The organism is Pseudarthrobacter humi, assembly GCF_024294965.1.
Taxonomy (GTDB): domain Bacteria; phylum Actinomycetota; class Actinomycetes; order Actinomycetales; family Micrococcaceae; genus Arthrobacter; species Arthrobacter humi.
This window is the reverse complement of record NZ_JANCLV010000008.1, coordinates 91832-106688: the sequence shown is the minus strand read 5'-3', so window position 1 is coordinate 106688 and position 14857 is coordinate 91832. Positions and strand designations below refer to the sequence as shown.

15 protein-coding genes are annotated in these 14857 nt (G+C 66.3%); 7 read left to right on the top strand and 8 right to left on the bottom strand.

Annotated features, from left to right (window positions below; translation table 11 throughout):
* Positions 1–2 precede the first annotated feature (2 nt).
* A complete protein-coding gene (locus tag NFC73_RS13140) occupies positions 3–791 on the bottom strand; it encodes an HNH endonuclease family protein (RefSeq protein WP_254750862.1) in 789 nt (262 codons plus the stop codon).
* 87 nt (positions 792–878) lie between these two features.
* Here NFC73_RS13140 and NFC73_RS13135 point away from each other — a divergent pair, with 87 nt between their 5' ends.
* From NFC73_RS13135 to NFC73_RS13125, 3 genes are all read left to right on the top strand, one after another.
* Positions 879–2501 carry an HNH endonuclease signature motif containing protein gene (locus NFC73_RS13135; protein WP_254750860.1) on the top strand — a complete coding sequence of 541 codons (1623 nt, stop codon included), beginning with the start codon at positions 879–881 and terminating at the stop codon, positions 2499–2501.
* Positions 2502–2593: 92 nt separating this feature from the next.
* Complete coding sequence (locus NFC73_RS13130; RefSeq protein WP_254750858.1) at positions 2594–2911, top strand: glycoside hydrolase family protein; 318 nt, start codon at positions 2594–2596, stop codon at positions 2909–2911.
* Complete coding sequence (locus NFC73_RS13125; RefSeq protein ID WP_254750856.1) at positions 2908–3156, top strand: glycoside hydrolase family protein; 249 nt, start codon at positions 2908–2910, stop codon at positions 3154–3156. Before NFC73_RS13130 ends, NFC73_RS13125 begins: the two co-directional genes overlap by 4 nt.
* Positions 3157–3302: 146 nt before the next feature.
* On the opposite strand, the gene NFC73_RS13120 is transcribed toward NFC73_RS13125, so the two are convergent.
* From NFC73_RS13120 to NFC73_RS13100, 5 genes are all read right to left on the bottom strand, one after another.
* On the bottom strand, positions 3303–4592 hold the full coding sequence (locus NFC73_RS13120) for an ammonium transporter (RefSeq protein ID WP_254750854.1): 1290 nt from the start codon (positions 4590–4592) through the stop codon (positions 3303–3305).
* Between the two features lie 294 nt (positions 4593–4886).
* A complete protein-coding gene (gdhA, locus tag NFC73_RS13115) occupies positions 4887–6224 on the bottom strand; it encodes an NADP-specific glutamate dehydrogenase (protein WP_254750852.1) in 1338 nt (445 codons plus the stop codon).
* 86 nt (positions 6225–6310) lie between these two features.
* Positions 6311–7123, bottom strand: coding sequence for a glucosamine-6-phosphate deaminase (nagB, locus tag NFC73_RS13110; protein ID WP_254750850.1), 813 nt, complete (start codon positions 7121–7123; stop codon positions 6311–6313).
* Positions 7104–8399 carry an N-acetylglucosamine-6-phosphate deacetylase gene (locus tag NFC73_RS13105; RefSeq protein WP_254750848.1) on the bottom strand — a complete coding sequence of 432 codons (1296 nt, stop codon included), beginning with the start codon at positions 8397–8399 and terminating at the stop codon, positions 7104–7106. The genes nagB and NFC73_RS13105 overlap by 20 nt, the downstream gene beginning before the upstream one ends.
* Positions 8389–9663 carry a PTS transporter subunit EIIC gene (locus tag NFC73_RS13100; RefSeq protein WP_254750846.1) on the bottom strand — a complete coding sequence of 425 codons (1275 nt, stop codon included), beginning with the start codon at positions 9661–9663 and terminating at the stop codon, positions 8389–8391. Before NFC73_RS13100 ends, NFC73_RS13105 begins: the two co-directional genes overlap by 11 nt.
* Before the next feature lie 186 nt (positions 9664–9849).
* Between NFC73_RS13100 and NFC73_RS13095 the strand changes: the two genes are divergently transcribed.
* From NFC73_RS13095 to NFC73_RS13080, 4 genes are all read left to right on the top strand, one after another.
* Positions 9850–10080 carry a PTS sugar transporter subunit IIB gene (locus NFC73_RS13095; RefSeq protein ID WP_056341275.1) on the top strand — a complete coding sequence of 77 codons (231 nt, stop codon included), beginning with the start codon at positions 9850–9852 and terminating at the stop codon, positions 10078–10080.
* Positions 10077–10589, top strand: a complete 513-nt coding sequence (locus NFC73_RS13090; RefSeq protein ID WP_254750844.1) for a PTS sugar transporter subunit IIA — start codon at positions 10077–10079, stop codon at positions 10587–10589. Before NFC73_RS13095 ends, NFC73_RS13090 begins: the two co-directional genes overlap by 4 nt.
* A 5-nt stretch (positions 10590–10594) precedes the next feature.
* Complete coding sequence (locus NFC73_RS13085) at positions 10595–11314, top strand: GntR family transcriptional regulator (RefSeq protein WP_254750842.1); 720 nt, start codon at positions 10595–10597, stop codon at positions 11312–11314.
* 173 nt (positions 11315–11487) lie between these two features.
* The gene (locus NFC73_RS13080; RefSeq protein WP_141138661.1) at positions 11488–12345 is read left to right on the top strand and encodes a prephenate dehydratase; all 858 of its coding nucleotides are present in this window, start codon (positions 11488–11490) and stop codon (positions 12343–12345) included.
* Here the strand turns inward: NFC73_RS13080 and NFC73_RS13075 are convergent.
* Both NFC73_RS13075 and NFC73_RS13070 read right to left on the bottom strand, forming a co-directional pair.
* Entirely contained in the window at positions 12335–14227 is a 1893-nt protein-coding gene (locus tag NFC73_RS13075; protein WP_254750840.1) for an FAD-binding monooxygenase, read from the bottom strand. The genes NFC73_RS13080 and NFC73_RS13075 overlap by 11 nt on opposite strands.
* 156 nt (positions 14228–14383) lie before the next feature.
* Positions 14384–14830, bottom strand: coding sequence for a hypothetical protein (locus NFC73_RS13070; protein WP_254750838.1), 447 nt, complete (start codon positions 14828–14830; stop codon positions 14384–14386).
* Positions 14831–14857: the final 27 nt, after the last annotated feature.

Here is a 14857-nt window from a genome sequence, read left to right as displayed (position 1 = left end):
GTCTAACTGCAGGCTGCCAGGATACCTGCGATCGCGTCCCGCTCGGCCTGGGTGATCCACAGGCTGTAGTTGGCCTTCACGGCGGTCTGGCGGGCTACGTATTCGCACCGGAACGCCTTGTTTGGCGGGAGCCAGGTGGCCGCATCCTTGTCGCCCTTGGCGCTGTTGGTGGGACCGTCGGCGGCCATGAGGTTCAGGGGATCGTTGGCCAGCTGCCTGCGCTGTTCGGCGCTGAGCTGCTGGGCGCCCTTCTGCCAGGCGTCGCTGAGGGCAACCACGTGGTCGATCTGGACGGTGGAGCTGGTGGTGTTGCCGCGGACGAAGTTGATGGTTGTGCCCGTGTATTTGTCGGCCAGCGTACCGGTCGCGACGACGCAGTTCTGCGTGCCGGGCTTGAACGTCTCGCCGTCGAGGTCCCTGGCGAGGATGTCGTTTCGGGTATCGCAGCCGTTTCGGTCGAAGTCCGTCCACGCGGGGCCGAATTCCTCGCGGGTGTAGCCGGTCTTGGGTGCGCGCCCCTTCACCGGGATGGTCTCCAGCTGGGCGCGGGCCGTTGCCAGGTCGGCTGGGCTCACAGAAGATTCGCCGGAGTTGCCCGACGGCGGTGCTTCCCTGACCGCTTCGGCCACCTTGTTTGCGGCCTGCGTTGCGGCCCGGGCCGCGGCGTCACAACCGGTGAGGGCGCTGGTGAGGACGCCGGCGAGAAGAAGCGTGGTGAACAGCGTGAGTGCTTTGGTGGCGGCGGAGCGGTTGATCGTTATGTCCTTCAGGAGTGCGGCGGAGGTGAACATGCTACTAGCGCCGGGCGTTCTGACCTGTCATGCCGCGTGTGGAGTCTGTCACCCCAAAATGTCGTACCCCCTCGACATGATGGAGGTATGGATAACACAGCAGCGGCAGAGATTCTGGAGACCATAGCGGCCTCTGCCCTGCAGATGGCCGGTGTGCTGCGTGGGACGGCCGTGGATCCAGCAGCCAGCCCGGCTGCAACTGGTCCGGCTGAAGCCCCTGCAGTGACTGCTCCGTCCGCGACGTGTGGGGACCTGGCTCACTGGCAGGCTGAGCTTTGCCTGACCGTCCTGTCGGGGACGGCGGGGATGGAAGCCATGTTCGCTGCCGTGAAGGTCCATGCCGCCAGCGGGTACGACGACGCCGCTCAGGCCATCGCGGGCCCCATCACTTCCCCGCAGGAGCAGACCGCCCAGGACATGGGCATCGTGGCCGAGGTTGCCTGCGCCCTGACCGTCAGCGAACGCGCGGGTGACGCGCTGCTGGGCGAGGCACACCGCCTGACCACCGCCCTGCCATTGACCCTCGCCGCCCTGGAAGCAGGGACCATTTTGTGGCAGCACGCCCGGATAATGGTGGACGAAACCCTCAACCTGGATCCTGCTGCCGCGCACGCGTTGGAGGCACACTTCCTGGACCCGGACGCTCCCAATCCGGCACGGGGTGGCCCGGCCAGGGAAATGGTCCCGTCCCGGTTCCGTCACAAGGCCCGGACCTGGCGCGAGCGCCACCACCCGGACAGCATCGAAAAACGCCACACCCGCAGCGCGGCGGACCGGCGGCTTGAGTACTCCCCGGACCGGGACGGCATGGCCTGGCTCTCCGCCTACCTCCCGGCCGATCAGGCCTCCGGGATCTGGGACCGCGCCACCGCCGCCGCCCGCGCCCTGCAGGGCCCCACCGAGTCCAGGACCCTCACCCAGCTCCGCGTCGACAGCGCTGCGGCCTGGCTTCTGGGCGGGCAGGCCGATCTGATCCCGTCACCCAAGGCCCAGGTCCTCGTGACCGTGCCGGTGTTTGCGCTGATGGGCCTGACCGATGAACCCGCGGTGCTCGACGGGTACGGGCCTATCCCGCCGTCCATGGCGCGGGCCCTCGTCACCGACGGCGCCGATTCGTTCCACCGCGTCCTGACGGACCCCAGCGACGGAGCACCGCTGGAAATCGGCCGTGACAGCTACCGCATCCCCAAAGCGATGCGCCAATGGCTTAGATTGCGGGACGGGAAGTGCCCGTTCCCCGGCTGCAACAACCAGTCCCTGGACAACGAAGCCGACCACCTCCTCGCCTGGCACCAGGGCGGAACCACCGGGATCAGCAATCTCGGTCAGCCTTGCCCCAAGCACCACCGGCTCAAACACACCACACCCTGGAAACCCACCACGGCGAGTTCCACCGAACCACCCGGCTGGATTTCACCCACAGGCCGCCACTACGCCAGCGAACACCCCGACTGGGAACCACCATTCTGGCCAAACCAGATAATGGACCAACTCCCCCATAAGGAACCTGGCCCTGCCCTGCCCGAATGCCATCTACCGGCAGACCCAGAGCCGGAGCGGAAATGGCTGCGTCGCCTCCAAGAACCAGAACCCGTACCTTACCCCTCCGTACCCGACTTCCTCTGGCTGACACAGCAGCCTGGGGCCGGCGCGGCACCTCCAGCTGGGGCCGGTGCAGCATCTCCAGTCCCCTGCGCTAACACTGGATGAGCCCTGTCACGCGGCCGGGAAGCGGCTGCGGGAAAGCACTTTCCCGCATACGCTGTACGGAATTCCGACTACGCAGCCACCTGGAGATTCCCGTGCGCACCGAAGCCACCGCTTCAGATTCAATCCGTGAACCTGGAGCATCCAGCGTCTCGCCGCTCAGCGCTGATGCCTTCAGGAATCCCTACCGGGATCCAATCTGGGACGGCCCCACAGATCCCGTCCTGGTGCCCGACCACGTGACCGGCGACTGGGTGCTTTTCTACACGCAGCGACGGGCCACGGAAACCGGCCTGACCGGCGTCGAGTGGGTCCACGGCACGGCAATCGGAGTGGCCCGCTCATCCGACGGCGGACTCAACTGGCAGTTTCAGGGCACGCTGGACGGACTGGTCCCGCCAGGAGTACCTTGACGGCCTCATCCTCACGGCTCCTGAAGCGGCCGGGCGGTCCGGTAGTAGGACGGCACGCGGACGTGGTGCCGCTGGAGCCCACGGCAGAGGGCAAGGAACGGGCGCTCATCGTGTACTTCACACATCCGCACTGGAGCGGCGAGGATATCGACGGCATGACGGCGGACCCCAAGAGCCACCTCAGCCACATTCGGGCCGCAGTGCTACAGGTTCACAACGGCGACTTGGTCTGTATTGACGCCTGACGGCACGACAAAAGGCCGAACTCCGGAACTATAAGCCAGCGGTCGCTGGCACCGGTCCGGATGTTCGGCCCTTTGCCGGGCTCGCGCCGGGCGGCGCCAATGGGCGCCGCCCGGCATATCTATCTGAGTTCAGGCCCCACTGGTTATCAGGCCCGCCGCGGGGAGCCGAGTTCCACCGGGTCTTCGTCGGTAAGGTAGGCGAGTTCCGAGTGGGCGGCGAGGTCGATGCCGCGCATTTCGTCCTCGGGCTTGATGCGAAGGCCCAGCGTCCGGTCCAGGATCTTGGCCAGGATCCAGGTGATGCCGAAGGAGTACACCAGCACGGTGACGGTGGCCAGGGCCTGGACTCCCAGCAGTTCAACGCCGCCGCCGTAGAACAGGCCGTTGACGGCGTTCGGGGCCGCATCGGTGGCGAACAGGCCGATCAGAAGGGTGCCAAGGATGCCGCCCACCAGGTGGACGCCCACGACGTCGAGCGAATCGTCGTAGCCAAGGCGGAACTTCAGTTCGATGGCGAGGGAGCAGACGGCACCGGCGATGGCGCCGATGGCAAGTGCGCCCAGCGGGCTGACCGCGCCGCAAGCAGGCGTAATGGCAACCAAGGCCGAGATCAGGCCGGACGCTGCGCCCATGCTGGTGGCTGCGCCGTGGCGGAGGCGCTCAACCAGCGCCCAGGCGAGGAGCCCGGCGGAGGCGGCCACGGCAGTGTTGAGGAAGACGACCGAGGCGGACTGGCCTGCGGAGAGTGCGGAGCCGGCATTGAAGCCGAACCAGCCCACCCAGAGGAGCCCTGCACCAACCAGCACTAGCGGCCGGCTGTGCGGCTTGGTGTGTTCCATCTTGGGCCAGCCAGAGCTCTTGCCTAGGACAAGCGCCAGGGCCAGGGCCGCGGCACCGGCGTTCATGTGCACTGCCGTTCCGCCGGCAAAGTCGATTGCCTTGATGCCGCTGGCGATCCAGCCGCCGGTGACGCTGCCATCGGCCGAGGAGAATGCGAACACCCAGTGTGCGATGGGGAAGTAGACGATGGTGGCCCAGATCCCGGCAAACAGCATCCAGGCGCCGAACTTCATGCGTCCGGCTGCCGCTCCCGCAACCAGGGCAGTTGTGACACACGCGAAGAACAGCTGGAATGCAGCGAAGAGTATGACTGGAATCGATGCTGCCTCGTCTGCGGCGAGCAACTGCCCCATGCCCGGGAATTCGGTGACGTCACCGATCAGTCCCAGGCCGCCCACGGAATTGCCGAAGGCCATCGAGTAGCCGAAGAGTGCCCAGAGCACAGCCACCAGGCTGGCGCCTCCGAAGCACATCATCATCATGTTAAGAATGCGTCGAGACCCCACCATGCCCCCGTAAAACAGGGCCAGGGCCGGGATCATCATGCAGACCAGCGCCGAGCTGGCCAGAATCCAAGCGACATTTCCCGAATCCATGGGAAACCCCTTTCGTGATGCGAAGAGAGAACGGAAATTGCCCGTCAGAGCCGCTCCGGAGGAGGGACGCGGAGTCAGTCCGCGTTTATCGGAGGGCAGCTAGTGCCGTCTGGTTCCAACTGTATGGCTGCAGTTCCGCGGTGGGTTTCTGGCCGGTAAAATCAACGTTTCAGTCACGGGCACGCGAGTTTCACAGGTCACTCAAACGAACTTTGGATCCAGGGAATTCCGGGACCACGGCCGAGCAGGGGTGAGTCGCCCGTTTCCATGGTGAACTCGCGTGCTGAGTGTGCGCTAGATGAGACCCTGCGCAAGCATGGCGTCAGCTACCTTGACGAAGCCGCCGATGTTGGCGCCCAGTACGTAGTTGCCGGGCTCGCCGTATTCGTCGGCGGTTGAAGCGCAGCGGTGGTGGATTCCCACCATGATCTCGGTGAGCCGCTGTTCTGTGTGCTCGAAGGACCAGGAATCGCGGCTGGCATTCTGCTGCATCTCCAGCGCCGACGTCGCCACGCCGCCTGCGTTCGCGGCCTTGCCCGGCCCGAACAGCACACCGGCATCCTGGAACACCGAGACAGCGTCGCGGGTGGAGGGCATGTTGGCGCCTTCGCCGATCGCGACCAGGCCGTTGCGGACCAACCGCGCGGCAGCATCGCCGTCGAGCTCGTTCTGCGTGGCGCAGGGCAGCGCCACCGTTGCGTCGACATCCCACACCGATCCGGCTTCCACATAGGAAACGCCGGGGCGGCGCACTGCATAATCCTTGAGGCGTCCGCGTTCAACTTCCTTGACCTCGCGGAGGAGCGCGACGTCGATTCCCGCCTCATCCACGATGTAGCCGGAGGAGTCGGAGCAGGCCACCACGCTGGCACCGAGCGTCTGCGCCTTGGCAATGGCGTTGATGGCCACGTTGCCGGAACCCGACACCACCACGCGCTGCCCGTCGAAGGAGGACCCACGGGTTTTCAGCATCTCCTGGGTGAAGATGACGGTGCCAAAGCCGGTGGCTTCCGGCCGCACCAGGGAGCCGCCCCAGGACATGCCTTTCCCGGTGAGGACGCCGGATTCGTAGCGGTTCGTGATGCGCTTGTACTGCCCGAAGAGGTAACCGATTTCACGGCCGCCGACGCCGATATCACCGGCCGGTACATCGGTGTACTCGCCGATGTGACGGTAGAGCTCGGTCATGAACGACTGGCAGAACCGCATCACTTCGGCATCGCTGCGGCCGCGCGGGTCGAAGTCCGAGCCGCCCTTGCCGCCGCCGATGGGCATGCCGGTGAGGGCGTTCTTGAAGATCTGCTCGAAGCCCAGGAACTTCACAATGCCCAGGTAGACAGAGGGGTGGAAGCGCAGGCCGCCCTTGTAGGGACCAAGGGCGGAGTTGAATTCGACCCGGAAGCCACGGTTGATCTGCACGCGGCCGGAGTCGTCGGTCCACGGGACGCGGAAGATGATCTGGCGTTCGGGCTCGCAGAGCCGCTCCAGGATGGCGGCTTCAAGCAGCTCGGGGTGCCGGTCGTGGACGGGGCCAAGGCTCTCAAAGACCTCGGTCACTGCCTGGTGGAATTCAGCTTCACCTGGGTTCCGCGCCAGTACCGTACTCCGGATGGCCTCAAGCCGAGCGTCCACGCCGCCTCCTCTAATTCAACAGTTATTCCACCCAATGGTAGCAAAATTTCATTTTGCGGAATCCAATGCCGCGAATGTCACACTCTTCAACGGCTGACCGGCTGCCGGAGCCAGGGCCTCGTGGGTGTCTGGCCCAGCCTGTCGTTGAAGTCCTGGGCTTCCCGGTAGTAATCCAGCAGGCTCAGCCGGGAAGCGGCTCCCGGGTCCAGGATGACCACGGCCCTCCGGTGCAGCTGGAGCACCGACGCGGGGCAGTGGGCGCTGACCGGCCCTTCCACCATGGCCTGGACAGCGGCTGCCTTGTTCTCGTCCATTGCCACCAGCACTGCCAGTTTGGCGTCGCGGATGGTCCCGAGGCCCTGCGTCAGGCACAGCCGGGGCACATCGCCGTCGGGAAAGAACCGCGCGTTGTCAGCCCGCGTGGCCCCGGCGAGGGTCTTCACCCGGGTCCGCGAGGCAAGGGACGACGTCGGCTCGTTGAACCCGATGTGCCCGTTGGCGCCGATGCCCAGGATCTGGATGTCCACACCCCCGCCGGCGGCGATGGCTGCCTCATAACGGTCAGCTTCGGCCACCAGGTCCGACGCGTCTCCCTGCGGGGTAAAGAGCCGTTCCAGGGGCAGGTCCACCTGGTCGACGAACTCCCGCCGGATGGTGGAGTAGTACGACTGCCCGTGCTCCGGCGGCAGGCCCGCGTATTCGTCCAGCGTGAAGCCGGTGACCTGGCTGAAGCTGAGCTGCTCCTCACGGTGCCGCCGGATGAGCTCCTGGTAGGTGGATCGCGGGGAGCCGCCGGTCGCCAGCCCCAGCACTGCCGGCCCTTGCCGGACCCGGGCTTCGATGATGTCCGCTGCCCGGGCTCCTACGTGGTCGGCGGACTCACACAGAACTATCTGCACGGTCATTCCTTTCCTGCGTTTGTGGTGTGCCGGCGCGGTAGGCCTGCACGAGTTCAAGTTCTTCGGTGGTCACCAGCACGTCCGCCCGGAAACCCTGGGCAATGGCTCCCACCCGGTGGGGGCCAAGCCGATCCAGGCCCATCAGCCGCGCCGGAGTGGAGGATGCCGCCACGACGGCATCGGCCAGGGGAACGCCCCACTCAACGCAGCGGCGGACGTTCTCCAGCAGGTGGCTCGTCGCTCCGGCGATCGCCCCGGGACCGGACACCTCCCCTGCGTGGGCCCCTCCCCTTGCCGGTTTCAGCCGCGCCACCCGGTCCTGGACCAGCACGTCCAGGCTGCCGAGAGTGTACTGGCCGTCGGACATGCCCGCCGCTGCCATCGCATCCGTGATGAGCGCAATGGAGCGGGGTCCCACCAGCCCGAAGACCATACGGACGATCTCCGGGTCCAGGTGCACGCCGTCGGCAATCAGTTCCAGCACCATCTGCCCGGGAGACTGCTTGGCCGCCTGCAGCAGGACTGCGATGGGTCCGGGCGTGCGGTGGCCCAGCGGGGGCATCCGGTTGAACAGGTGCGTGGCCGACCACGGGCCGCCAACCCCACCGTTTGCGCCGCCCAGGACTTCCCGGGTGCGGGAAGCCGTAGCGGCGGTGTGGCCAAGGGAAGGCACGACGCCGTGATCCCGGCAGAGCTGCACCAGCTCGGCAAAGTGCGGGGTTTCGGGGGCAAGAGTCATTGACCGCACGGTCCCTCGTCCCGCCTCAAGCCACTGCTGCAGGAGCGCCGGGTCGCCGTCGATGATGGCTGCCGGGTCCTGGGCCCCGCACATGCTTGTGGTGATGAAGGGTCCTTCCAGGTGCAGGCCGGCCAGGGTGCCGTCCTGCACCAGGTCCCGCAGCACCTCGATCTGTTCCAGCAGTACCTGCGACGGCGCCGAGACCAGCGAGGCGAGCACCGACGTCGTGCCCTGCGCTGCATGGTGGCCGGCAGCCAAGCGCGCGCCGTCCGCATCCGCGGAGAAAGTGTGCCCCACGGCACCGTGGCAGTGCACGTCCACGAGTCCTGGCAGGATGAGCGGCACTTGCCGGAGGTCGGCGTCGAAACCGTCCGGCAGGTCCGACGTCGGGCCGCACCACACGATGTTCCCTCCGGCCATCACCACGGTGCCGTCGTCGATCACCGCAGTACCGGGGAGTCCGGTGACGAGGCGGCCCCGCAGCCCCACCCCGCCGCCGGCCGCGCTGCCCCGGGCCGACGAAGGCTCAGCTGGCATCGGCTTTGGCCATGGAGCCGTTTTCGTCGTTTTCATCTTCGCGGCCCATGGTGCGCAGGTTCCAGCGACGGATCACAAAGCGGAACACCACGTAGTAGATGGCGGCGTAGCCCAGCCCGATGGGGATCAGCCACAGCGGATTCTGTGCGATGCCGAAGTTCAGGACGTAGTCGATCGCCCCTGCCGAGAAGCCGAACCCGTGATGGATGCCGAGGAAGTTGACCAGCATCATGGACGTCCCGGTCAGGAAGGCATGGACGACGTACAGCGGCCAGGCCACGAACATAAACGAGAATTCCAGCGGTTCGGTGATCCCGGTGAGGAAGGCCGTGAGACCCGTGGAGAGCATGATGCCGCCCACGAGCTTCTTCTGCGACGGCTTGGCTTCCTGCCAGATGGCAAGGGCGGCCGCGGGAAGGGCGAACATCATGATGGGGAAGAATCCGGTCATAAAGACGCCGGCGGTGGGATCCCCGGCGAAGAACCGGTTCAGGTCGCCGTGGGCACCGTCATAGTCGCCGATGATGAACCAGACGATGGAGTTCAGGATATGGTGCAGTCCCAGCGGAATGAGCAGCCGGTTGAGGACACCATAGACCCCGCTGCCCACCACGGTGTTGTCCGCCACCGTGTTGCCCACGGCAGTCAGCCCGTTGTTGAACAGCGGATACAGCAGCGCCATGACCACGCCGATCACGATCGCGGCGAAGGACGTCAGGATGGGCACCAGGCGGCGGCCCGCGAAGAATCCCAGCCAGTCCGGCAGGGTGGTGCGGTGGAAACGCTGCCAAAGCAGCGCCGTCGTCAGGCCCATCACAATGCCGGCCAGCACGCCGTAATTGATGACGGGGTCCTTGCCGCCCTCCGGGGCGGCTCCCAGCACCAGCGGGGCCATGACTTTGAAGACATTGGTCAGGACCAGGAATCCGACGACGGCGGCAAGGGCCGTGGAACCGTCACCCTTTTTGGCGAAGCCGAAGGAGATGCCGACGGCAAAGAGCAGCGGCAGGTTCTCGAACAGGGCGCCGCCGGCGGCGCCGATGACCTGGGCGACGGTGGTCAGGGATTCGAACCTTCCCAGCAGGTCGTCCTGGCCCAGGCGCAAAAGCAGCGCCGCCGCGGGGAGGGCCGCGATGGGCAGCATAAGGCTTCGGCCGAAGCGCTGCATGTTCTGCAGAGCCTTGCCGCTGCCCTTGGCCTTGCCCGGGACCGGGGCGGCCAGCGGGGCGGCCCCGGCGGAAGCTGATGGGTTTTCCGTGGTCATAATGTTCCTCGTCTCGAAGAGGGTGGCGCTTGTGCGGGGATGGTTGATTCAGTAGAGTCTAGCTAACTGGTTATAACCAGTGACAACCATCACTGTGAAGGGCGCCGACCTCAGTTGTCAACCTCAAGCCGTAAAAAAGCTTCCGGACCCGGCGTCATTCACCGCGAAACGAACTCAGGAGTGGACATGTCCAAAGCAGAAATCATCCTCGCCGCCCTTGGCGGCGCCGAGAACGTCGAAGAAATCGAGGGGTGCATCACCCGCCTGCGCACCGAGGTGGTGGACTCCTCCCGGGTTGACGAGGCCGCACTCAAGGCCGCGGGTGCCCACGGCGTCATGATGTCCGGCACCGTGGTCCAGGTGGTTGTGGGCCCGGAAGCCGAAAGCCTCGCCGAAGACATCCAGGACCTGATGTGAGCAGCCCTGAGGTGAGCACGCCGGACGTGAGCACGGCACCGGCCCATGTCATCAGCGTTGTCTCCCCCCTGCCGGGCCGGCTCATTCCCCTGAATGAGGTCCCGGACCCCGTGTTCGCCAAGGGGCTTGTGGGTGGCGGCGCCGCCGTAGTCCCCGACGACGACGCCGGCGTCCTCACCGCCGTCGCACCGCTGGACGGCCGGGTCATCAAGGTCATGCCCCACGCCTACATCGTCCAGCACGCGTCCGGGCCGGCCGTGCTGGTCCACGTCGGCATCGACACCGTCGGCCTGAAGGGCGAGGGCTTCACCGTGCTCGCGCAGAAGGGCGACCAGGTCCGTGCCGGGGACCCCATGATCACCGTGGACGTGACACTGGTCCGCTCAATGGACCTGAGCATGTGCAGTCCCGTGGTGATCCTGGACAGCGCGGCGGACGCCATCGAACCTCCGGCCTCCGGTGGCCGCGTGGAAGCAGGCGGCCACCTGTTCAAAATTCCCGGAAAATAGGAGACATGGATACGGCAGGGGAACTAAAACACGTCTGGGTCCGCAGGCAACTCCAGGACCTGGTGTCCAGCACGCTGCGGCCCGGGGACGCCCTGCTGGGCGAGCGGCAGCTGGAGGAGCAGTTCGGCGTCTCGCGGATCACGGTGCGGCGAGCCATTTCTGACCTGGTACAGGACGGCGCATTGGTGCGGATCAAGGGGAAGGGCACGTTCGTCTCCCACGGGCTGGTGCGTTCCACCCTGCACCTGGCCTCGTTCAACGAGGACATGCGGGCAGCCGGATTCGAACCCAGCACACGGGTCATCAACGCCTCCTCGGCAGTGCCGCCGGCGGCGGCCGCCGATCACCTCGGGCTGGCGCCCGGGGAAACTGCCTTTCGCGTCCGCAGGCTGCGGCTCGCAAACGGCGCTCCCGTCAGTGTGGACGAATCGTGGCTGCCGCCCGCGCTGGTCCCCGGGCTGCTCTCGGAAGACCTGACGGGGTCCCTTTACCTGGCCCTCGGCGCCGCGGGGCACCCGGTGCAGCATGCCGAACAGACCGTCGAGGCCGCCGCCGCCCCGGAGGAGACCGCCGCCCTGCTGGACATCGAACCGGGGGCGCCCGTCCTGCTCTTCCGGCGGCGTTCGTTCACCGGCCAGGAGGACCCCGGCACGCCCATCGAATACGCCGTCTCAACGTACCGCTCGGACCGGTACCAGGTGTCCATGCGGCTGGGCGCGGGCTAAGGCAGGACTGCCGCGCCGCACGAATGCCTCTGGCTCTGGCTGGTGTCATCCCGCCCCCGTTCCCCAACTGAGTAGCGCTATCAGTCGTTTTCAGCATCGTTTTGAGCGCGCAAACCGTCACTTGACGCTACTTAGTTGGGCCGGTAGGCACCTGACGTGAAACCATACGGACCATGGCCCAGAAGATTGCGTACCAGGGTGAGCCCGGCGCCAACTCCAATATCGCGTGCATGCAGATGTTCCCCCAGCTGGAAAGCGTTCCCTGCGCCAGCTTCGAGGACGCCTTCGAGCTGGTCTCCAGCGGCGAGGCGGAGCTGGCGATGATTCCGATTGAGAACTCGATCGCCGGCAGGGTGGCGGACATCCACATCCTGCTCCCCCAGTCGCACCTGCAGATCGTGGGCGAATTCTTCCTGCCCATCCACTTTGACCTGCTGGGCATTCCGGGCAGCACCATCGAGGCGGCCACGGAGGTACACAGCCACATCCACGCCCTGGGCCAGTGCCGCCGCCTGATCCGGGAGGCCGGACTGCGTCCCGTCATTGCCGGGGACACCGCCGGATCCGCCCGGGAGGTCCGCGAGTGGAACGACCCCACCAAGCTGTCCCTCGCTCCCCCGCTCGCGGCCGAGATCTACGGCCTTGAAGTGCTGGCATCGCGGGTCGAGGACGACCCCTCCAACACCACCCGTTTTGTGGTCCTGGCGCGGGAAAAGCAACTGCCCACCCGGGAAGAGCTGCCCGGACCGGCCGTGACCAGCTTTGTGTTCCGCGTCAGGAACGTCCCGTCGGCGCTGTTCAAGGCGCTGGGCGGCTTCGCCACCAACGGCGTGAACATGACCCGGCTGGAAAGCTACATGGTGGGCGACGAATTCGCCGCCACCATGTTCATGGTGGACGTGGAAGGACACCCCGAGGACCTGCCGTTGCGCCTGGCCCTTGAGGAACTGGATTTCTTTACCACCGAAGTCCGCATCCTGGGCGTCTATCCCGCCGCCGAATTCCGGACCGCGCAGGCAGTCACTGCCTGATCGCCGGCCGCTGGAGGGGAGCGAAAAACGCGGCGAGTTCAGCCGTCCCGCCCAGTGGCAGGACGTTGGCCACGTACTGGTCCGGCCGCACCACCACCACCACGCCGCCGCGGTCCAGGCCCCGGAGCTCGAAGATGTCAGCGGCGGGATCGGTGGCGTAGACCTTCTCGTAGTCCGTCAGGCGGAATGGCCCCACTGACGGCTTGAACGCCGCCGGAACGGCACCGATATCAATGTTTGTGTGGTCCTGCTGGTAGATGACCTTCACATCGAACCACGCGTCCCGGTCAGCGCCCGACGGCGTAGCAGCCAGCGGTGATTCCGGCGAGTTCGCGATCCACTCGGCGAAGCCGGAGACGGACGACGCGTGCCCGGCCGCTGCCGCGTCGGCGAAGACGTAGATGCGCCACCGGCCGTCCGCTGTGGCGTGGTGGCCGAGATGCATCGGGTTGCCGTCGCATACCCGCACCACGGGCGCGGACTTGAACCGTTTGCCGATGGGGAAGCCGGCGGCCAGGTGCTGGTGCACCGGTTCTGCGGTAATCATGGACGGCATGTACTGGGTCATGAAGCCCGCGGGGAACTCGGCGGTGCTGACGTAGAAGTCCTCAAGCTCGGAGGGGTTGGCAAACTCCTCCGGCTTCTTCGCCATCATGGTGGACCACTCTTTGTCGAAATCGATCAGGTTCTTCGCCACCACCTGGCGCTCGGCCGAGTATGTGGCCAGCAGGCTGGCGGGGCTGCGGCCCTCGAGCACATGTCCGAGCTTCCAGCCGAGGTTGAAGCCGTCCTGCAGGGAGACGTTCATGCCCTGGCCGGCCTTGGCGCTGTGCGTGTGGCAGGCATCGCCGGTGATGAACACGCGGGGTGTGCGCGCCCCGCGCTGGTCCGGCAGGACGTCGTCGAACCTGTCCGTGAGGCGGTGGGCGACCTCATACACGCTGTGCCAGGCGACGTTGCGGACATCCAGGGTATAGGGGTGCAGGATGGTGTTCGCGTGGCTGATGATCTGCTCGATGGTGGTGCTGCGCACGGCGCCGTGGTCCTCCGGCGCGACCTCGCCGAGGTCAACGTACATGCGGAAGAGGTGCCCGCCTTCGCGCGGGATCAGCAGGATGCTGCCGCCCGCACCGGACTGGATGGCGCATTTTGTGCGGATGTCGGGGAAGTCCGTGACGGCGAGGACGTCCATGACTCCCCACGCGTGATGGGCCTGGTCGCCGGCCATGGTGCAGCCGATCGATTCGCGCACCTTGCTGCGGGCGCCGTCCGCGCCGACGACGTACTTGGCCCGGACAACGCGGGTCTTGCCCTCGTCAGGTCCTGAAGTGTGGACGAGCCTCACGGCGACCGGGTATTCGCCGTCGCCGATTTCGAGGCTGCGGAACTCATAGCCGTAGTCGGGCGACATCCGCGCGGGCGCGTTGGCCATGTACTCGGCGAAGTAGTCCAGCACGCGGGCCTGGTTGACGATCAGGTGCGGGAACTCGCTGATGCCCGTGGGGTCGTCCGTCGTGCGGGCGGCACGGGCGATCCGGGAGTGGTCGGCGGGGTCCGGTTTCCAGAACGCCATTTCGGTGATGCGGTACGCCTCGGCGGTGATGCGCTCCGCGAACCCGAACGCCTGGAAGGTTTCGACGCTGCGGGCTTGGATACCGTCCGCCTGGCCGATGACGAGCCGCCCGGGGCGGCGCTCCACGATGCGCGTGGTGACGCCGGGGAACCGGGAAAGCTGGGCCGCAGCGAGCATGCCCGCAGGACCGGTGCCCACGATGAGCACATCCACGTCGTCGGGAAGCTCGGCAGGCCGGTCCAGACCGACGCCGGATGCTGGCTGGACCCGCGGGTCACCGGATACATAACCGTGGTGGTGGAACTGCACGGGCTTTCCTCACTTCGTTGTGTGGCTGGCAGGCATCGAGTTCGATAATAGAACTCGATGTTCTATATATGAATCCCGCCTTGAAGTGGAAGTCTACGCGGCCGTGACGCAGGCCACAACCGGCCCGTTCGTCCGTGAGCCCGGGTCACCGGCGTCCTACCCCATCGCCGGCGCTACCGAAGTTCCGGAACTGAACTGGCGGCGGGCCCAGCGGGCGAGTTTCTTGCCCTTGCCCTTCCACCAGTTGTCCTCGTCCTTGTCGTGGTGCAGGCGGAAGATGATCGCCACCATCACAAACATCGACATGCCAACATCCATCCAGGACCAGGCCAGCGCGTCGATCAGTACACTCATGCCGGAGGCGATGATGGACGGAACGGCCAGCGTCCGGAAGACCGTGCTGGCCACGTAGCGCCGGTGCGACCTCGGTACGGACAGCGCCCGCACCATGTCAAAGCACATGCACACCACCACGACGGCCTGACCGGCGGCAAGCAGAATCAGCCCAACGCTGGACCCTGCGAACATAAGGACTGAAGAACCAAACACGATAAACCCCCAGAGGCTCGAACCCTGCGCTGTGAGACCCAGCTGCAGTTCCATTCAAGCCAGTGGGGGTGGTCCGGTCAC